At 63.0% G+C, this 19139-nt stretch carries 17 protein-coding genes and 1 pseudogene; 13 read left to right on the top strand and 5 right to left on the bottom strand.

The features are described from left to right. Positions 1–8 precede the first annotated feature (8 nt). A complete protein-coding gene (locus QA643_RS33605; protein ID WP_283029941.1) occupies positions 9–353 on the bottom strand; it encodes a hypothetical protein in 345 nt (114 codons plus the stop codon). Between the two features lie 180 nt (positions 354–533). On the opposite strand from QA643_RS33605, the pseudogene QA643_RS33600 reads away from it, so the two are divergent. Further along, positions 534–703, top strand: a pseudogene (locus QA643_RS33600) (D-amino acid dehydrogenase); the annotation flags it as partial. A gap of 166 nt (positions 704–869) precedes the next feature. Here QA643_RS33600 and QA643_RS33595 read toward each other — a convergent pair. Both QA643_RS33595 and QA643_RS33590 read right to left on the bottom strand, forming a co-directional pair. Beyond that, positions 870–3167, bottom strand: coding sequence for a molybdopterin-dependent oxidoreductase (locus tag QA643_RS33595; RefSeq protein ID WP_283029940.1), 2298 nt, complete (start codon positions 3165–3167; stop codon positions 870–872). A 20-nt stretch (positions 3168–3187) separates the two neighbouring features. After that, positions 3188–3868, bottom strand: coding sequence for a cupin domain-containing protein (locus QA643_RS33590; protein ID WP_283029939.1), 681 nt, complete (start codon positions 3866–3868; stop codon positions 3188–3190). A 164-nt stretch (positions 3869–4032) separates the two neighbouring features. Here QA643_RS33590 and QA643_RS33585 point away from each other — a divergent pair, with 164 nt between their 5' ends. Genes QA643_RS33585 through QA643_RS33570 form a run of 4 tightly spaced genes read left to right on the top strand, consistent with a single transcriptional unit; the run spans position 4033 to position 7541 of the window. Next, complete coding sequence (locus QA643_RS33585; protein ID WP_283029938.1) at positions 4033–4800, top strand: ABC transporter substrate-binding protein; 768 nt, start codon at positions 4033–4035, stop codon at positions 4798–4800. 56 nt (positions 4801–4856) lie between these two features. After that, positions 4857–5510 carry an amino acid ABC transporter permease gene (locus QA643_RS33580; protein WP_283029937.1) on the top strand — a complete coding sequence of 218 codons (654 nt, stop codon included), beginning with the start codon at positions 4857–4859 and terminating at the stop codon, positions 5508–5510. After that, entirely contained in the window at positions 5507–6238 is a 732-nt protein-coding gene (locus QA643_RS33575) for an amino acid ABC transporter ATP-binding protein (RefSeq protein ID WP_283029936.1), read from the top strand. Before QA643_RS33580 ends, QA643_RS33575 begins: the two co-directional genes overlap by 4 nt. A 10-nt stretch (positions 6239–6248) precedes the next feature. After that, positions 6249–7541, top strand: a complete 1293-nt coding sequence (locus QA643_RS33570; RefSeq protein ID WP_283029935.1) for an FAD-binding oxidoreductase — start codon at positions 6249–6251, stop codon at positions 7539–7541. A gap of 163 nt (positions 7542–7704) precedes the next feature. Here the strand turns inward: QA643_RS33570 and QA643_RS33565 are convergent, their stop codons facing one another. Continuing rightward, complete coding sequence (locus QA643_RS33565; protein ID WP_283029934.1) at positions 7705–8958, bottom strand: serine hydrolase domain-containing protein; 1254 nt, start codon at positions 8956–8958, stop codon at positions 7705–7707. 158 nt (positions 8959–9116) lie between these two features. Here QA643_RS33565 and QA643_RS33560 point away from each other — a divergent pair, with 158 nt between their 5' ends. The 4 genes from QA643_RS33560 (at position 9117) to QA643_RS33545 (ending at position 12077) form a co-directional block, all read left to right on the top strand. Further along, positions 9117–9686, top strand: coding sequence for a MarR family winged helix-turn-helix transcriptional regulator (locus QA643_RS33560; protein WP_283029933.1), 570 nt, complete (start codon positions 9117–9119; stop codon positions 9684–9686). Then, a complete protein-coding gene (locus QA643_RS33555; protein ID WP_283029932.1) occupies positions 9676–9984 on the top strand; it encodes a tripartite tricarboxylate transporter substrate-binding protein in 309 nt (102 codons plus the stop codon). Before QA643_RS33560 ends, QA643_RS33555 begins: the two co-directional genes overlap by 11 nt. Continuing rightward, a complete protein-coding gene (locus QA643_RS33550; RefSeq protein ID WP_349253305.1) occupies positions 9942–10640 on the top strand; it encodes a tripartite tricarboxylate transporter substrate binding protein in 699 nt (232 codons plus the stop codon). The genes QA643_RS33555 and QA643_RS33550 overlap by 43 nt, the downstream gene beginning before the upstream one ends. Before the next feature lie 117 nt (positions 10641–10757). Further along, a complete protein-coding gene (locus tag QA643_RS33545; protein ID WP_283029931.1) occupies positions 10758–12077 on the top strand; it encodes a DUF1236 domain-containing protein in 1320 nt (439 codons plus the stop codon). A 169-nt stretch (positions 12078–12246) separates the two neighbouring features. Here the strand turns inward: QA643_RS33545 and QA643_RS33540 are convergent, their stop codons facing one another. Beyond that, a complete protein-coding gene (locus QA643_RS33540; protein WP_283035016.1) occupies positions 12247–13839 on the bottom strand; it encodes a gamma-glutamyltransferase in 1593 nt (530 codons plus the stop codon). Positions 13840–14125: 286 nt separating this feature from the next. Here QA643_RS33540 and QA643_RS33535 point away from each other — a divergent pair, with 286 nt between their 5' ends. From QA643_RS33535 to QA643_RS33520, 4 genes are all read left to right on the top strand, one after another. Further along, positions 14126–14857 carry a Crp/Fnr family transcriptional regulator gene (locus QA643_RS33535; RefSeq protein ID WP_283029930.1) on the top strand — a complete coding sequence of 244 codons (732 nt, stop codon included), beginning with the start codon at positions 14126–14128 and terminating at the stop codon, positions 14855–14857. Positions 14858–15103: 246 nt separating this feature from the next. Then, positions 15104–15622 carry a hypothetical protein gene (locus tag QA643_RS33530; protein WP_283029929.1) on the top strand — a complete coding sequence of 173 codons (519 nt, stop codon included), beginning with the start codon at positions 15104–15106 and terminating at the stop codon, positions 15620–15622. 91 nt (positions 15623–15713) lie between these two features. Then, a complete protein-coding gene (locus tag QA643_RS33525; RefSeq protein WP_283029928.1) occupies positions 15714–16445 on the top strand; it encodes a gamma-glutamylcyclotransferase in 732 nt (243 codons plus the stop codon). Positions 16446–17329: 884 nt separating this feature from the next. Beyond that, positions 17330–18991, top strand: coding sequence for an NAD(P)/FAD-dependent oxidoreductase (locus tag QA643_RS33520; protein ID WP_283029927.1), 1662 nt, complete (start codon positions 17330–17332; stop codon positions 18989–18991). The last annotated feature ends 148 nt before the right edge of the window (positions 18992–19139 follow it).

The following is a 19139-nucleotide window of genomic DNA, read 5'->3' as shown; positions in this document are numbered from 1 at the left end:
AGGTTCGCTTAGTGTAACGCCTGCTCGTGCGCGCTTAGAGCCTTCCTCACCAGCTCCGGTAAGGTCCTGGCGTAGACCTCAATGAATGTGGCGTCGCCATTCGAGCGAGGCGCTTGCGCGGCTTGGTCGGCGATACGTGCGGCCTTGGCCTCGCACTTCGAAAAGAGGTGCCAGAACCATTCCGGCTTCTTGTCCATCGTCGCTTTGTGCAGCTTGATGACGGCGGCGCCGACCGCTGCCATGGCATTTACAGCGCCCGCGCTCATGGCGCTTAACGCAGCCGAGCTCATGATATCCTCACGCTCCTCGGCGGCGGCGGCTCGTGCCTTCTCCTGTTTCCCTCGGTTCGGCATGCTCGGCTCCTCGTGTACCAATGCGAACTCTGGCAAGCGTAGGTCGCAGGGATTGACGGCGTCTGAATCGACAGTCCTAAATTCGGATTGTCGATTTCATTCGGGTAAGTCTAAATTCTTCGATGTTGTTCCCCGCACCCGGACAGCCGGTGTGGTGAACGCCTTCGCTCGTTGAGCTTCGGCGCGACGTGCTCCAGCAATCTGTATCTCAACACCGGCCACGGCTCGCTCGGCTGGACCAATGGCCTGCGGCTCGGGGCGGGTGCTGGCGGATGTGATTTTCGGGACGGAAGCCGGCTATCGATGTGAGCGAACTCAGCGGGAGCCGGTACGATTCCAGGTTTGGGTAAGGTCGACGCACCTCTCGCCGCCGTCATTGCGAGGAGCTCGCGACAAAATTGCAAAGCAATTTTGCGCTGAAGCGACGAAGCAATCCATGTCTCCGCTTGCGGCGCGATGGATTGCTTCGCTCCGCTCGCAATGACGGCGCTAAATGCGGCGTATCTTGCATTGGCATCACGCTTGTTCGGGCGGATCAAAGGCCCTAATCGGCGGCAGCGTTCCCTGATACTTCTCGCACTCGACCACCGTCACCTGACCACAGCAACCCTGCGCCAATCGCGATGTGCCGATGTCGCGGGTGAGCACGTTCGGATTGCCGTGGACGCAGAGCGGACGGTCTGCCGCGCCGACTTCCGGATCGTACCAAGCGCCGGTGGATAGTTGCACCACGCCTTGCATGACGTCGTGCGAGAGCGTGGCGGCGGCTAGGCACGCGCCGCGATCGTTGAAGAGGCGGACGATGTCGCCATTCTTGATGCCGCGACGCGACGCATCAGCGGGGTGGAGGCGGACCGGCTCGCGGCCGGCGATCTTCTTTGATTGGCTGTAGGCGCCGAAGTCGAGCTGGCTGTGCAGCCGCGTCGCCGGCTGGTTGGCGATCAGCGTCAGCGGATGGCGTACATCCGGCGGTTCGGTCGAGGGCAGCCATGCCGGGTGGGGCGGGCAGTCGTCGTAACCGAAGCCCGCGATGGCTTTCGAATAGATCTCGATCTTGCCGCTTGGCGTCGGCAGTTTTTTGCCGACGGGATCGTTGCGGAAGGCACTGAGAAAGCCGCCGTCGTCGGGCGCTGACGGCAATTCAAGTTCGCCGCGCCGCCAGAACGCTTCGAAGTCAGGGGCATCCCAGCCGGCGTCGAGCAGCGCACGCCGCGTCGGCTCGTAAAGATGCGTCAGCCACTGCCGGCTGCTGCGCCCTTCCGTAAAAGCCTGTTCGACGCCCAAGCGCCGCGATAGGTCAGCAAAGATATCGAAATCATCGCGGGCTTCGCCGATCGGATCGACCGCCTTTCGCATCGCGACCAGCCTCGGATCGGTGGCGGCGGCGCCGATATCGTCGCGCTCCAGCGTCATCGTCGCCGGCAGCACGATGTCGGCAAATTTCGCCATCGGCGTCCAGGCGCTCTCGTGCACGACGATGGTTTGAGGGACATTGAAAGCCCGGCGCAGCCGATTGATGTCCTGGTGATGGTGGAACGGGTTGCCGCCAGCCCAATAGACGAGCTTGATATCAGGGTAGCGCATCGCGCGGCCGTTATAGTCGAACCGTTCGCCGGGATGCAGCAACATGTCGGCGACACGCCCGACCGGGATGAAGTCGGCGACGCCGTTCTTGCCTTGCGGCAGCGTCGGGATCGGAACGGCATTGGGCCGGCGGCCGGTGTGGCCGAGGGCGCCGAGCGCGTAATGATAGCCGCCGCCGGGCAGGCCGATCTGGCCGAGCATCGCCGCAAGCACCGCGCCCATCCACACCGGCTGCTCGCCATATTGTGCGCGCTGCAGCGAATGCGAGACCGTGATCAGGGTGCGCCCGCGCGGCAGCCGGCGGGCGAGGTCGACGATCGCAGTCGCGGGAAGGCCGACAACATTGGCTGCCCACGCCGCGTCCTTTGGGATGCTATCATCGCGGCCGAGCAGATAGCGCTCGAAGATCTCGAAGCCGGTGCAGTAGCGCGCGACAAAGCCGCTGTCCCAGAGATTTTCGACGAGGAGGGTGTGCGCCAGCGCCAGCATCAGCGCGACATCGGTGCCGACCTTGATCGGCACCCATCGCCCGCCGGCTTCTTCCGGCATGTCGTCGCGTAATGGCGCAACGTTATAGAAGATGGCGCCGCGGCGCGCGGCCCGTTGCATCGCGGCGCGCTCGATATGCCGGCTGACGCCGCCGCTGGCGACATCCGAATTCTTCACGGCCATGCCGCCGAAGGCCAGCACCGTATCGCTATGCTCGGCGACCTGATCCCAGGTCACGTTGTGGCGCGAGATGGCCTCATAGCCGCCCATGATATGCGGCAAGATCACCGCCGAAGCGCCGGCGCTGTAGCTGTTGACTGAGCGCACATAGCCGCCGAACGCCATGTTAAGGAAGCGGTGAACCTGGCTCTGCGCATGATGAAAACGCCCGGCGCTGGACCAGCCGTAGGAGCCGCCATAGACCGCCGCGCCGCCATGCTCGGTCTTGATGCGCGACAATTCGCCGGCGAGCAGGTCGAGCACTTCGTCCCAAGGGCAGGCGACGAATTTCTGATCGAACGTGCGCTCGCTGCGTGCGCGCCGATCCAGCCATGCCTTGCGCACCATCGGCCGCAGGATGCGCGCCTTGTGGCGCATTGCATTGGAAAAATTCTGCAGGAGCGGGGAGGGTGCCGGGTCGCCCGCGTAAGGGGTGACGTCGAGGGTCGCGCCATTCCATCGCGCGGAAAAGGCGCCCCAGTGGGCGCTGTGCGGAACCCAATCGTCTGCGGCCTGATCCATGAATTACTCCAGATGGCGGCTCATCCCGCCTGCGTCACGCAGTTCACCCACAGCACCACAGCTTTCGCATCATCCGCCGGATTTGAAAAGCGGTGCGGCCGGCGGCTGGCGAAACGAAAACTGTCGCCGGTCTTCAGCGTCCAGGTTTCGGCGTCGACCGTCAGCGTCATCTCGCCTTCCAGCACCAGGCCAGCCTCTTCGCCATCATGGGTGTAGAGCTCGTCGCCGGTGTTGCCGCCGGGCTCCATGTGGACGAGGAACAGGTTGAGGCGGCTTTCCGTTCCCGCGGGGCTCAGCAATTGTTTTGAGATGCCGGTGCGCCACAGCTTGAGCTCAGCGCGCTGCAACTGGCGCGTGACCACGCCACCGGACGCGGCATCGCCGCTGGGCTGAGCGCCGAACAGCGCGGCAATGCCGACACCGAGCACGTCGGCGAGCGTTGCCAGCACGCGCAGCGACGGCGACGAGAGGCCGCGCTCGATCTGGCTGATAAATCCGATCGAGAGGTCGGTACGTGCGGCAATCGTCTCCAGCGACAGCCTGTGCTCGCGGCGCAGCTCGCGAATGCGGCTGCCGACCGCAACATCCATCGCCGGCTCGGCCGGCCTGGCGGCGGTCTTCGCCTTCGACCGAGTGCTTGCCTTGCCGGCCTTCACCCGCGCTTTCGGGGCCGATTTCCTGATCCTTTTGCCGCCGCTCACGTCAGGCTGCTTCCTTCATGTGCATGAAAATGGCTTGCAATGGCCGGGGAAGTGTGACCACAATTTCATATTGGTGAAAATAGGCCTGAACGGCTTGTCCCGCAACTCTTTGGTCTAACGCGGGCGAAACGCTCCGGCCGGCGTTCAATTCGGGAGGTGGTGCGATGGCTCTGAAGCGTTACGTTCAGGCCGCGATGGCGGCTGTTGTTCTCTCGGCCGCGATGCCGGCATCCGCGCAGCAGGTGCTGAAGGTGGGCTCGACGCCGACCGGCGTGCCCTTCACTTTCCTCGACACCAAGACCAACAGCATCCAGGGCATCATGGTCGATCTCATCACCGAGATCGGCAACGACGCGGGCTTCAAGGTGCAGATCGAGCCGATGCAGTTCTCGGCGCTGGTTCCGTCGCTGACCTCGAACAAGATCGACATCATTTCGGCCGCGATGTTCGCAACGGCCGCGCGCAAGGAGGTGATCGATTTCTCCGACGCCGTCTACACCTATGGCGAGGGGCTCGTGGTGCCGAAGACCGACTCCAAGAACTATGCCTCGCAGGACGACCTCAAGGGCGAGGCCGTCGGCGCCCAGGTGGGAACGGCCTTTGTCGACGCACTGAAAAAAACCGGGCTGTTCAACGAGGTCAAGGTCTACGACACCATTCCCGACATCCTGCGCGATGTGAATGCGGGCCGCCTCAAGGCGGGCTTCGCCGACTACCCGATCCTCGCCTACAATCTCAAGCAGGGCAATTTCGCCGAGGTGCGTCTGGTCGATTCCTACAAGCCGGTCACTGTTGGTACCGTCGCGATCGGCGTGCGCAAGAGCGACACCGAGTTGCTCGCCAAGATCAACGCCTCGCTCGCCAAGCTCAAGAAGAGCGGCGCGATCGGCAAAATTCTCGAGAAATGGGGACAGAAGGCCGACGCCTCCTGATGCCCTGAAGCAGGACGCAACATTCCCTTGGCAGGACGCAACCCTGACCTGAGCCGATGCAGAAGTTTTTCAGCGACGCCGTCGAGTTCGTGCCGATCCTGTTGCAGGGCGTCTGGCTGACGATCGTCGTCACCATCGGGTCGCTGGCATTGTCGACCGTGCTCGGGCTTTTCTGGGCGCTGATGCGGGTATCCGGCATCGGTGTGCTGGTCGGGTTGAGTGCCGGCCTGATCAATGTGATCCGCGGCATCCCGATCATCGTGCTGCTGTTCTATCTGTATTTCGTGATGCCGGACTTCGGCATCGCGCTGACGGCGCTGCAGGCCTCGATTCTGGGTCTTGGCATCGCTTATTCGGCCTATCAGTCGGAAAATTTCCGCGCCGGTATCGAGGCGATCGACAAGGGGCAGATCGAGGCCGCGCAGACCATCGGCATGGGCTGGTGGCTCACCATGCGGCGGGTGGTGCTGCCGCAGGCGGTGAAGATCATGTTGCCGCCCTACGGTAACATCATGATCATGATGTTGAAGGACTCCTCGCAGGCCTCCACTATCACGGTGGCCGAGCTGGCGCTGCAGGGCAAGCTGATTGCATCGTCGACCTTCAAGAACACCAGCGTGTTCACGCTGGTCGCGCTGATGTATCTCACCATGAGCATTCCGCTCATCCTGCTGGTCCGCCATTTCGAAAAGCGCGCAGGCCAGAAATGATCGAGCTGTCCAACGTCCACAAGAGTTTTGGCAAAGTGGAGGTGCTCAAGGGCATCACGGCGTCGGTTGCGAAGAGCGAGGTGGTCTGCATCATCGGCCCGTCGGGCTCCGGCAAATCCACCATCCTGCGCTGTATCAACGGGCTGGAGAGCTATGACAGCGGCGACATCCGCGTCGAGGGTGCGCGCGTCGATCGCAGCGCGCGGTCGATCGTTTCGATCCGCACCCAGGTCTCGATGGTGTTCCAGCGTTTCAACCTGTTTCCGCACCGCACGGCGCTCGAGAACGTCATTGAGGGGCCGATCTATGTGAAGAAGGAGTCGCGCGCCGAGGCGCTGGAGCGGGGCCGGGCGCTGCTGGTGCAGGTCGGGCTGGCCGAGAAGGCAGATAGCTATCCGCCACAACTCTCCGGCGGACAGCAGCAGCGCGTTGCGATCGCGCGGGCGCTCGCCATGCAGCCGAAGGCGATCCTGTTCGATGAGCCGACCTCGGCGCTTGACCCGGAACTGGTCGGCGAGGTGCTCTCGGTGATGCGAAAGCTCGCCGATGACGGCATGACCATGGTCGTCGTCACCCACGAGATGGGATTTGCCCGTGACGTTGCCGACCGCGTGCTGTTCATCGACGGCGGCGTGATCGTCGAGCAGGGGCCGGCGAAGTCGGTTCTCAACCAGCCGCAGCATGCGCGCACGCAGGACTTTTTGCGGCGCGTGCTGCATCCGCTCTGAGTTATCAAGCATGAATACACCCGCCCTACAGCCGCTGCCGCCAAGCCTCTATGCCGATACGGCGGTCGCGCCGATACCGACGCCGCCGCTCACGGCCGACAAGAAGGTCGCGGTCGCGATCGTCGGCGGCGGCTTCACCGGGCTGTCGACCGCGCTGCATCTGGCCGAGCAGGGTATCGACGTCACCGTGCTGGAAGCGCGCGAGCCTGGCTGGGGCGCCTCGGGCAACAATGGCGGCCAGGTCAATCCGGGGCTGAAGCACGACCCTGATAAGATCGAGGCCGATTTCGGCACTGATCTCGGCGGCCGCATGATCGCGTTCGCTTACGGCACCACCAACTACACGTTCGACCTGATCCGCCGCTACCAGATCCCCTGCGAGGCGCGGCAGAACGGCACGTTACGCGCGGCCTACAATGAAGCAAGCGCCGCGGCAATCGAGAACACGGCCAAGCAATGCGTCCGCCGCGGCATGCCGGTGACGCTGTTGAACCGCGAGCAGATGCGCGAGATGACCGGCACCGACCGCTATCTCTGCGCCATGCTGGACAGTCGCGGCGGCGATCTGCATCCGCTAAGCTATGCGCGCGGCCTCGTGCGCGCCGCGATCTCGGCCGGCGCCGTCGTGCATGGCAAGACGCCGGCGCTGTCGCTCAGCCGCGAGGGCGCTATCTGGCGCATCGAAACGCCGCGCGCGGTCGTGCGCGCCGAGAAGGTGCTGCTGGCGACCAATGGTTTTACCGATAATCTGTGGCCCGGCCTGCGCCGCTCGATCGTGCCGGTGTTTTCTTCGATCACCGCTACCGAGCCCTTGTCCGACGATGTCGCTCGATCGATCATGCCGACGCGGCCGGTGCTCTACGAAAGCGGGCACGTCACGGTCTATTACCGCATCGATCAGCACAATCGTCTGTTGATGGGCGGCCGCGGGCCGATGCGCTGGATCGATAAGCCGGCGGATGTCGCCTATCTCATCCGCTATGCCGAGCGGCTGTGGCCGCAGATCAAGGGCGTGAAGTGGACCCACGGCTGGAACAGCCGCCTCGCGATCACGCCGGATCACTATCCCCATGTGCATGAGCCCGCGGAGAATCTGTTGATCTCGCTCGGCTGCAACGGCCGCGGCGTCGCGCTCTCGACCGCGATGGGCGCGCAACTGGCGCGCCGCCTCGCCGGCGGAAACAGCGCCGCCATCGATATGCCCATCACCGGCATCAAGCCGATGGCGCTGCATGCCTTCTGGCCGCTCGGCGTCACCGCCGCCGTAATGACCGGGCGGGTGCGGGACCGGCTCGGGATTTAGTCCGTGAACGATAAATCGGCCGGGCTGACGGTGCGCGAGGGCCCTATGCCCCGGTAGCGATCAAATTCGGCATCGCAGCGAAATGATGCGATGGGCCGACATCCGCAGTTGAGATAAAAAGCCGCACCACCGGGGAAGACGGAAGGTCGCTCAGGCACAATCCTCATGGATGCCAATCAGCCACAGAAAGCACCATGTGCCACACAAGCCGATCAAGAGCGGAGCCCATATCCCGAAATTTCGCTCGCGTGTTAGTAAACGCCGCCCAGCAGAAACCGCTATGCGTTCGTACAGCGATGGTTTGAGTTCCATCCAATAGACCGGGATGCCACCAATTGTTCTGCGCGTTGACAAAGAAACCTTTGGCATAGTTAGGATTCGCAGCGGAAGCGATGGTCATTGTACGGATGGTGCCGTCGTTAAGCAGCTGCTCGGCATCTTTGAATCCGTTGATGTGGACGAAGAACGCCGTCAAATCGCTTGGTGTTGCGATCCAACCGCCGTGAGAATCCATCCGGGTCACGTTCATTCCATACGGATCGCCTGGAGTCTGATTATAGTATTTGACCTCATTGGCCGCTCGATCCTCCAACGTATTTCCTGCGATCTGCATGTCGTTTATGCCGCATCGCTTTAGAAGATTGTCTTTGATGTACCGTTCGTACGTCTGACCAGTAAGCTTTTCAATCACGCGTCCAAGGATGCAATAGCCGAAATTAGAGTATGCAAAGGACTTTCCTACAGGATCATTCAGAGTGATGTGTTTTAAGGTCCAAGCTATGAGTTCCCGATGATTCATTTCCTTGTTCAAGAACATCGGATCACTAACTTTGTTTCCCCAGCCGCCGATCGTGTGAGTCAGCAGATGCTCAATTGTAATTTGCTCAACAATGGAGCGATCAGGCGGGGTCGGATAGTCATCTCCGAGAATAGAATTTGGTCCAAAAATGTGACTATCAAGCTTTAGCTTTCCTGCCTCGATCAGTGTAAAAATCCCGGTCGACGTAATCGGCTTAGCTACACTTGCAATTCTAAATCTGTGTTGCGGCGTTAATGTTTCCCCGGTTTCTCGATCGGCAACACCGAACGCTTCGACAAAGACAGGTTTTCCCTTGATTGAGATCGCAACTGAAAGACCTGGAACATCATAAGTGTCCATAAAATTAGCGGCAAGCCGAGCCAATCTATTGCGCTCAGCCGAAGTTGGTGGTGAGGCGAGTTCTTGAGGAAGAGCCGGCGATGATCTCCCGACTAATCCTACAGCACAAAGCAAAGAACCCTGAAGCAACCGTCTGCGCGAAACGAACATGCGATCCCCTGCCACTGGAAAGCGATAAGTTAGAGTATCGCACTTTTTGCTATTTTCCACCTGTACTGCAAACGAAGCCGGCTTCGGGTCATTCGCGACCCCAGACATGATTCAAAGCTCCGAAACCGCAGCCTCGAAGCAGGCGCGGCGAGCTCAGCGACTACGGATGGACCGCCATCAAACCCTGTTACCGGGCGCGCCGAGCGCCGATTGACAATCCAAATACTCATAATTATGATCATCAAAAGTTTGATGATGGGGAAAGCATGCGCGCCGCTGCCAAAAACCCTTCAGGAGACGATCGGTCGGTCGTGATCCTCGGATCCGACGGCGTACCCATCCGGCGCGTATTGGCCCCCTTGGTCCGGCGGCTTCAGCAGATCTGCGCGAGCGTGATCGCCTCTGTCCTGAAAGAGGCGGACCTGGTGCAGCTCGAATATGCCTTGCTGGTGTTCGTCGACGACGTGCCCGGCATCAGCCAGCAATCGCTGTCGGAGGCGCTCGGGATCGACCGCAACAATGTCAGCCTGATCGCCGACAAGCTTGAAGCGCGCGGGCTTCTGAAGCGGGCAGTGAATGGCGCCGATCGCCGCGCCCGCGAGCTTTATATTACCCCGACGGGCAGGAAGCTGTGGCGCGCCTACCGACCAAAAATTCGTCAGGCTAACGATCGAATCCTGACGGCGCTGACGGCTAAGGAAAAAGAGCTGTTTCTGGAGATGCTGGTGCGCGTGGTGGAGGGCAATCGCATCCATGCGCGCCCAGGCGGCGGACGGCGCAAGCGTGGTTCCGTCAAATCATCCGTGACGCCAGGGAGGTCGAGCCATGCCCCGTAGAGCGATGTTGCTTCTTACGTCGTTGGTCGCGATGATCGTCAGCACCTATCAGCCGGCCGCCGCCGGCGCCTGGCCGCACCGCACGGTCAAGATCATTGCGCCGATTCCGACCGGCGGTGCCACCGATCTGGCTGCGCGCCTGTTCGCCGAGGGGTTATCTCAGCGCTGGGGCCAAGCCGTGGTCGTGGAAAACCGCCCCGGCGCTGACGGCATCGCAGGGGTCACAACCTTCGTGAATGCCCACGACGACCAAAGCTGCTGTTTTCGTTCGCGGCGCCGATATCGATCAACCCGCTGATACACGACAAGCTGCCTTACGATCCCGTTCGCGACCTCGTTCCTATTGCGGCAGTGATCGATAATTTCTTTGCCATCGCAGTGTCGGCGCAGACCGGCGTGCAATCGATCGACAAGTTCATCGCGGCGGCGCAGGCGACGCCAGAGCGCTTCAACTGGGCCGCCACCGCAGGCCTGCCGCACTATATTTTTCTGGCGCTGCAGAAGAAGAACGGGCTGAAATTGACGCAGGTGCCGTACCGCGAGTTTGCCCCGGCGCTGCAGGACCTCGCCGAAAACCGCATTCAGATATTGGTCTCGGCGCCCCCCATCATGATGCCGGCGGTGGCAAGCGGCAAAGCACGGCTGCTGATGGTCACCAATCAGGAGCGCTCGCCGATCGCGCCTGATGTGCCGACCGCGATGGAAGCCGGATTCCCCGAACTCACCTTCGATGGCGTGGTGGGCTTCTTCGGCGGGCGCGATTTGCCAACCGCGGTCCGCGATGGGATCGCTGACGATATCGCTACCGTTGGCAAAAATGCGGAGATCAATTCGCGGTTGCAAGCGGCCGGCGTCAAGGTTCGTATCCTCAACTCTGCGCAGTTTGCCGGCGCGATCGAGGAGCAGCGCGTCAAGGTGCGCGAGATCGTGTCGACCAACAAGGCGGCGCAGTAAGCGCGGGCGCCGGCAGATGGCAGCGCGGGAGCTCGTCTGCGATTCCAACCGGCCTGTACGGAACCTCCGGCAGCGGCGAACGTTCGCCTGCGTAACGCCGATCTGGAGGAGGTCCATATGCGCAAGCAGTTGCTGTTATCGACGGGATTCATATGCCTGATGCTGGCTCCGGCCGTTTCCTATGGCCAGGCGCCGGGCGCAAGAGGCGAAGAGCAGAAACAGATGCGGCCGGCGGATACCGGCAAGGGTGGTGCATCGCAAGAACGCGGCGCCGAGCGGGCGCAGGAACGCGGGCATGCCGCGGAACAAAAAGGCGCTGCGGGCCATGAGGAAAGAGGCGCCGGTTCCCGCCAGACCGAGGAGCGGGGCAAGGCCTCGCCATCGAGCGACCGTCCGGCAACCGCAGCCGATGACAAGCGCGGCCGTGGCGACGATGCGAAATCCACCGAGCGCGCGCAGGATTCCCGCCAGGGCGGCCGCGATCAGACCGCGCGAGAAGGCAAGGACACGAAGGATAGCGGCAAGGGCAGCGCCGAGATGAAGCGCGACAGCGACCGCGAAAAGTCGCGCGCGGAATCCGACAAGTCCAAGGAAGGAACTAGCGCGCAGAAGGAGCGCGAGGGCACGGCTGCGACGCAGAAGGACACTCAGAAGGATTCCGGCCGCGACCAGCGCGACAGCTCGAAGAATGCCGCCGAGCAGGGCAAGACCGAACCGGGCAAGGATGCGAACCGGCCGTCGACCGCGACCGATACCACGCGGCAGCAGCCTTCCAACAATGCGCAGAACGCGCCCACCGGCTCGACCAACCAGACCACGCAGAGCCAGACGGGCCAGACGCAGACCACGCAGCAGTCCAATCTCTCGACCGACAAGCAGGTGCGGATTTCGCAGACCCTGACCCGCGAGCGTCTGGCCGAGCCCGAGCGCAACCTGAACATCTCGATCCGTGTCGGCGAGCGAGCCCCGGATCGCGTCCGGTTCCACCGGCTGCCCGACACCATCGTGTCAATCGAGCCGGAATATCGCGGCTATGATTACTTCACGACCGAGGAGGAGATCGTGATCGTCGAGCCGCGCACGCACCGGATCGTCAGCCAGATCCCGCGCGACGCCTCGCGCATCCATGCGGCGGGCACTGGCAGCAGCGCTGGTGGCAGCACCACCGGCACAGCCGGGTACACCGGCACGACGGCTGCCGCCGGTGGCGCCTCGCCGTGCCGCATCATGCGGCGCGATACCGCCGGCAACGTCACCGAGCTCACGCCGCAGACGGTCGGAGCCGCGGCGCAGCAGCAATCCATCAGTGTCACGGTCCAGGTGCCCGGCGGTGCGACGACCCCGCCGATTCCGATGGGCTCACCGGATGGACAGATCGTGGTCTCCGGTCAGAGCGGCGCGGATTGCACCGTAACGATCGAAGCGCAGACAAGGTAAGTCTGCCTGCTTCAAGTCAAATACTCTCTCGTCATGGCCGGGCTCGTCCCGGCCATCCACGTCTTTCTTGCTACTCGAGACAAGAACGTGGATGCCCGGCACATAGGCGAGCGGAAGCGACGCCGTCCTTCAGACGGCTATGCCCGGGCATGACGGTGAGGGCAATAGCTCACCGCTCCGCCACCGCCTCGCTCCAGGCGTGGAATGGCTCGCTGGCCCCGCTGTTGGTGTCGCCGTCGCGCATCACGATGCTGGGCACGGCAAATTTCATCGGCAGCGTTTGCGTGCCCGCGCGCTCATAGTCGAAGCGCGCGGCGAGTGCATCGTGCGTGGCCTGCGGCAGGCGCTTGTCGCCGATCACGACGGCGCCTTCGCTGGCGTCGATGCGCGGCTGATGGATCGCGGCGTCGAGGTCCATGCCGTAATCCATTACAAAGGACAATAGCTGGCTGACGGCGGGAAGGATGCGCCGGCCGCCGGAGGCACCGACCGCGACGCGGCGGCGATCGGATGCCTGCGCCAGCACCGGCGTGTAGTTGGTCAGGCAGCGCTTGCCGGGCGCGAGCGAATTCGGCATGCCCGGCGTCGGGTCGAACCACATGATGCCGTTGTTCATGGTGATGCCGGTCGCTTCCGTGACGATCTTCGAGCCGAAGGTCGAGAGCAGCGTCTGCGTCACCGCGGCCATGTTGCCGTCGCGATCGACCGCCGAGAAATGCGTGGTGCAGGCCGGTGCCAGCGCCTCAGTGCCGAGCGAGCGCCGGCCGTCCTGGTCGCCCATGTCCTTGAGGCGTTCGCGATACGCGGCCTGCAGCGCCGATGCATAGGCGGCGTAGGCCGCGGGATCCGGCCCGCCGCGCGCCGGGGAAAAATCCTTTTGCAGCAGGCCGAGCACGCGCGACAGCGTCGGCCCGGCGGTGAGCTCAGGCGTCGCGAACACTTTGCCGCCGCGATAGGAGATCGCCAGCGGCTCTCGCAACGTGGCGCGGAACGGCTTGAGGTCTTCGAGAGAGAGCGCACCGCCGGCGGCCTTGATGTCGGCAACCAGGCTGTTCGCCAGATCGCCTTCGTAGAAGTCGCGCGCGCCGGCGCTGGCGAGCTGCGCCATCGCGGCCTTGAGCTTGTCCTGCGGCATGCGGATCACCGACCGGACGCCCCATTGCGGGTTCGGCGGCAGGCCGTCGACGAGATAGGCGGCGGCGCTCGCGGGATAGCGGCGGAGATCCGCAGCCGCGCTCGAAATCATCACCGTGGTCCACCAATCGACCGCAAGGCCCTCGCCAGCGAGCTTGACGCTCGGCGCCAGCAATTCCTGCCACGGCATTTTGGCGTGGCGGCGATGCGCCTCCTCCATGCCGGCGACCACGCCGGGCACTGCGATCGAGCCGGGACCGTGAATGTTGCGGTCATCCTTCACCCGCGGCCACGGAAATATATCGGAAGCCGCGCCGCCGCCGGCGAGCGGATAATCCGCGAGGTTGAGGCTCGCCGGCGCGCGCATGCCGTAGTCGATCACCTCATAACGGTCTTCGCGCGCGCGGTAGAGCACCATCGCGCCGCCGCCGCCGGGCCCGCTCATCCAGGGCTCCAGCACGCCGAGTGCGAACGTCGTTGCAATGACCGCATCGACGCAGTCGCCGCCCGCGGCCAGCACTTCGGCGCCGACCTCCGCCGCCCGGCGCGATTGCGCGGCGACGATGCCGCCTTTGGAACTGACGGCAGGCTTTCGGGTTTGCTGATTGTTGGAGAACTGGTCGCGCATCGGGTTGCTCTCGTTATCGGTGCGGTGGCTTGAGGGTCCGGCAGCACTCCAGCGGACTTGCTGCTGCGCCGGCCCAGCGACGAGGGGCGGTTCCATCCGCTCTTAAGGGAAATCCCGCAATGCCGATAGGGGCTCCGGGCGCAGGGCCTCATTCGGAAGTCGTATGCGGGCGGCCAGTTTTGGCTTGCGCAAGCTCTGCGCACGTCGCAATCTTTCTGGAAATGGAAGTTGGCTTGGTGCGTGGCTCGCTGGAAACGGCGAATTGGCGCGCCGTAGGGGGTAAAAAATGCCTCACGCTTCGAACTTCCTGCTCGGCCGCCTTGCGCAGACGAGCCTCGCGCGCCTTGCGCCTCATCTTTCGATCATCGAGCTGGCCGCGGGAGAGGTGCTAGCCGAACCTTATCAGCGCATCCAGCGGGTTTACTTTCCGCATTCGGGCATCCTCTCCTGCATCGTCGAGCTGGCTGACGGCTCCACCATCGAAACCGGCATGATCGGAAATGACGGCGTGTTTGGCGCGAGCCAGGCGCTTGACGACAAGGTTTCGCTCAACCTGGTGGCGGTGCAGATTGCCGGCCGGGCATCGGTGATCGGCCCGGACAGGTTGTGTGTGCTCGCTGCGGAACTGCCGGATCTCAAGGCGCTGCTGATAAGATACGAGCAGTTCTTCCTGGCCCAGGTGCAGCAGACCGCCGCCTGCAATGCCGTGCATGACATCGAGGCGCGGACCTGCAAATGGCTTTCGCGCATGCACGACCTTGTCGGGCCCGATCTATCGCTGACGCAGGAGCTCTTCGCCCGGATGATGGGCGTCCGCCGCACCAGCGTTACGACCGTGGCTGGCGCCTTGCAGGCCGACGGATTGATTTCGTACGTCCGCGGACGGCTGCACATCATCGACATCGCGCAACTAAGGAAGCGGGCCTGCGAGTGCGATGAGGTTGTCCGCTCAAACTATGGGCGGCTGTTCCAGGCGGCGGCGACCGATAAGCTAAAAGATAAATGCGTGAGCGGATGAACTGTCCGCAACCGACCGAAGTTCCCGATTGCTGCGCTTCGCGCCGTCTATCGGGCTCCGCTTGTCTTCGCTGACCTGTAGGCTCTGCCCCTTGATTCCGGGGCTGACGCACGGCGCCTGGGATCTTGACCCGTTCGGGCGGCCCTTGGCATGTATGTTTGTCGAACGCGAGCTATCAGAACTTTTACGCCTCAACGGGAACGACAAGCAGCCTTTGAATTTGACCTCCTTGTGGGACTGCACGGGATGGCAAAGTTGCGTGTGTTCTCGGGCATCGAGGATGCCGGTCGTCTTGTCAAAACAGAATTCAAGTCAAACCACAATTCCGATGGGAGAGCCGAACGTCCATTAACAGGAGGTATCATGCCGCTGTTTTATTTCATTCTGAAAGCGGGCACCCATACTTACCCGGATAGCGAAGGCCAGGAATTTTCCGATGTTGCGACTGCCCGGGCGCATGCGCACGCCGTCGCGCAGGAACTCATGCGTAACAGGGAAAACGAAACCGGCGACTGGCGCATCCAGGTCTGCGATGATGATCTCAAACCATGCTACGAATGTCTGTTCGCCGACGTCAGCGCGGGGGGGGACCAGAGGGGCCACCCCGCCATGAGGGGTTTTCGGCAGAGGCTTAGCCGGACGAGACATCCGGAGGCGGGCCACGTCACGGCGCGCCACGCAGCATCGAATGATCGGCCGCGCGATCTCCCGGCGTCGGCCAGCGCCCCCGGTCACCTCAAAAATGTTGGCCAGGTCATGAAATAAAGACCTGCTAAGTCGCGCGGTTTGAAATTGGCGCCACGGCCCTGCGATGGCACATTGCGGATGAACGGAGCATCTGCAACAGGGGGCAGGCTTGACCGCGGACGCATTCATTCATCTGCCGGACTTGCGGGAGCGGGTCACTCATCCCGCGAAGTCGCTGCTGCGCCTGACACCCGAGATGTTCTCGATGTGGGAGCAGCGGGCGCGGGCGGCGGGATGGCCGGCGAGCTGGCGCCTGTCGGACGATGAGATCGAAGCGTCGCGGCTGCTCGTGCTCGGCGATTACCCTGATGGCCGCGACCTCTGGATCTTCTCCTACGGCTCCTTGATGTGGGACCCCGGATTCCATTTCGCCGAGGTGCGGCTTGCCGATGTCGAAAACTATCAGCGCCGCTTCACACTGAAGATCAATCTCGGCCGCGGCTCGCATGATTACCCGGCCTTGATGTTATCGCTGGAGCCGCAGCCAGGCCGCTGCCACGGCCTGGCGTTTCGTATCGCCGCCGACGCCGTCCACGCCGAGACTGCGATATTGTGGCGTCGCGAGATGATACGCGGCGGCTATGCCCCGGCGATGGTGCCGATGACGACGCCGCAGGGGCCGATCACCGCGCTGGCGTTTACCTCGAACACCTCGCATCCGAGCTATGTCGGCGAACTGCCGCTCGCCGAGACCGCCGCGATGATCGCCAGCGGGAAGGGCGTTCTCGGCACCAACCGGGATTACCTCGTGCAACTGGCGATGCAGCTACAGGCCTTGGGGATCGAGGATCCGTATGTCGAAGCGTTGCATGCACAGATCGATGCGGACTCGGCCGCTTGACGCGTTGGTGATCGATGCGCATGAGGGCTCACCCCCTGGAGGGCCCTCCAGGGGGAGGGTAAGCTTTTCCGGCTTGTGACTGCCCGACGGGCAAATCACTTCCGGTTTTCAGAAATCACGTCAAGCCAGGAATTTCTGTAAATCAGAAATATTCCGCTTCCGTTTTCCCCCAAATCAGCGGCATAACTGCGCCCGTCTCACCGCGGGGATGAGGGGCGTTGGCCATCGTCACTGACGCGCGGGGAGATGCGATGGACGCGGATGTCACGACTGACGAATGTGGCTGAGGCGTACGGTGAAGTCGTGTGGTTCTGGCGCCGTGGTGCTGGCGTTAAGTCTTCGAGAAGCGAAAGCATCTCGCGGGCGACGGAGGCAAAAGAGCCGTTCTCCGGGAAGAGCACGAAGTAAGCCGTAGAGCCATTGCGCAGGGAAGGCCGGGATGCTCCCGCCGAACCTGTATGCTCGTGTGCATTTTTTGTTATGCGCAAGCAGCACACGAGACCGCGGGTGCGGCGCGCACCCGGTCTTCCCTGCGCCCTCTTATTAGAGAGGGCGGAAAGTTTCAGCAAACCTCGGACAAACCATGTCGCGAGAACGCCGCCTCACACTCCCTTGTCGTCACCCGCGCAGGCGGGTGACCCAGTATCCCAGAGACGCCAGTGATTGAACCGATGAGCCGCGGCGTACTGGATCCTCCGCCTGCGCGGAGGATGACACCGGTGTTTGGTGCGCCTACCGCGCAACCCCGTAGGATGCGCCCACCGTCGTTTCCGCAACGCAGGCCGGCTTGCTGACACAAGTGCACGCCACCTGAGACTTGCTATAGTGCGGCCAGGCCGCGCAGAGACCGCAGGCAGCAAGAACGACACATGAGGAAGCCGTGCATGACCGGGGAGATCAAGCCGCATTATGAGGTTGTCGTCGTCGGCGCCGGCGTCTCGGGCATCTACCAGATCAAGCGGCTGGCCGATCGCGGCATCGATGCCCTCGTGCTCGATGCCGCGCCCGATCTCGGCGGCACCTGGTACTGGAACCGCTATCCGGGCGCGCGCTTCGATTCCGAAAGCTACACCTACGGCTATTCGTTCTCGAAAGAGCTGCTCGAGGAGTGGCACTGGAAGGAGCGGTTTTCGGCGCAGCCGGAGAATCTGCGCTACCTCAACTACGTCGCCGACAAGTTCGGTCTTCGCAAATACATGCGCTTCGGCCGCAAGCTCAAGGCGGCCGAATTCGACGAGGCCGGTCATATCTGGCGCCTCCGGCTAGAGGATGGACAGGAGCTGAGCTGCCGCTTCCTCATTCTCGCGGTGGGGTTATTGTCCATTCCGACGCTGCCGCGGTTGGAAGGCATGGAGACGTTCAAGGGCCGCTCGTTTCACACCTTCTATTGGCCGCATGAGCCGGTCGAACTCGCCGGCAAGAAGGTGGGTATCATCGGCACCGGCGCCACCGCGATCCAGATCATCGGCGAGATCGCCGATGAGGTCGGCGAGCTCACCGTGTTCCAGCGGCGGCCGAACTGGAGCGCGCCGCTCAACAACAGCGAGATCTCCGAACAGGAGATGGCGGACATCCGCGCGCGCTATGATGAGATCTTCGCCGCCTGCACCCGCACGCCCGGCGGCTTCGAGCACGAGCCGGACAGGCGCGGCTTCTACGAGGTCACGCACGAGGAGCGGATCGCACTGTGGGACAAGCTCTATGACGAGCCCGGCTTCGGCATCTGGCTGAGCAATTTCCGCGAGATATTCACCGACGAGGCGGCCAATGCCGAGTTCTCAGCGTACATCGCCGGTCGCATCCGGCAGCGCGTGAAAGATCCGGTGACTGCCGAGAAGCTGATCCCGAAGGACCATGGCTTCGGCGTGCAGCGTGTCCCGCTGGAGACCAACTATTTCGAAGCCTACAACCGCAACAACGTGCATCTCGTCGATATCAGCGAGACCCCGATCGAGCGCGTCACCGAGAAAGGCCTGCGCACCAGCGCGCGCGACTACGACCTCGATATCCTCGTCTATTCCACCGGTTTCGACGCCATCACCGGCGCGTTCGATTCGATCGATATCACCGGCGCCGGCGGCGTGAAGCTGGCGGATGACTGGCGCGACGGTCCCTCGACCTTTCTCGGCATGATGGCGCACGGCTTTCCGAATTTGCTGATGCCGACCGGGCCGCAGAGCGGTTCGGCCTCGACGAATTTCCCGCGCGGCATCGAGAACGGCGTCGGCTGGTGCATGGGCCTGCTCGAGCACATCTGGCGCCACGGCTACACGCGCGCCGAGCCGACGCCAGAGGCACAGGCGCGCTGGACCGCGCATGTCACCAAGATGTACGCGATCATGCTGATGCGCAAAGCCAAGTCCTGGTTCACCGGCTACAATTCGAACGTCCCTGGCCACGAATACGGCAAGACCCGCTATCTCGTCTACAACGGCGGCACGCCCAAATATGTCGCGGCGATCACGGAGGTGGCGCAGAAGGGGTATGAGGGGATTGTGTTTGAGAGGGAGAGGCGGACCGCGCGCTCTGCGACTGCGGCGGAATGATCGCGACCACGGAGAAGGTGCGCCCCCTCTCCCGCTTGCGGGGGAGGGCGGGGGTGGGGGTGCCTCCGCGGGCGACACTGCCCGAGTGGAGAGAGCCCCACCCGGCGCTACGCGCCGACCTCCCCGCAAGCGGGAGAGGTAAACACGG

Source organism: Bradyrhizobium sp. CB3481, assembly GCF_029714305.1.
In the GTDB taxonomy this organism is placed as follows: domain Bacteria; phylum Pseudomonadota; class Alphaproteobacteria; order Rhizobiales; family Xanthobacteraceae; genus Bradyrhizobium.
Note: the sequence above shows the minus strand (reverse complement) of the source record. Positions and strands in the feature narration are given on the sequence as shown.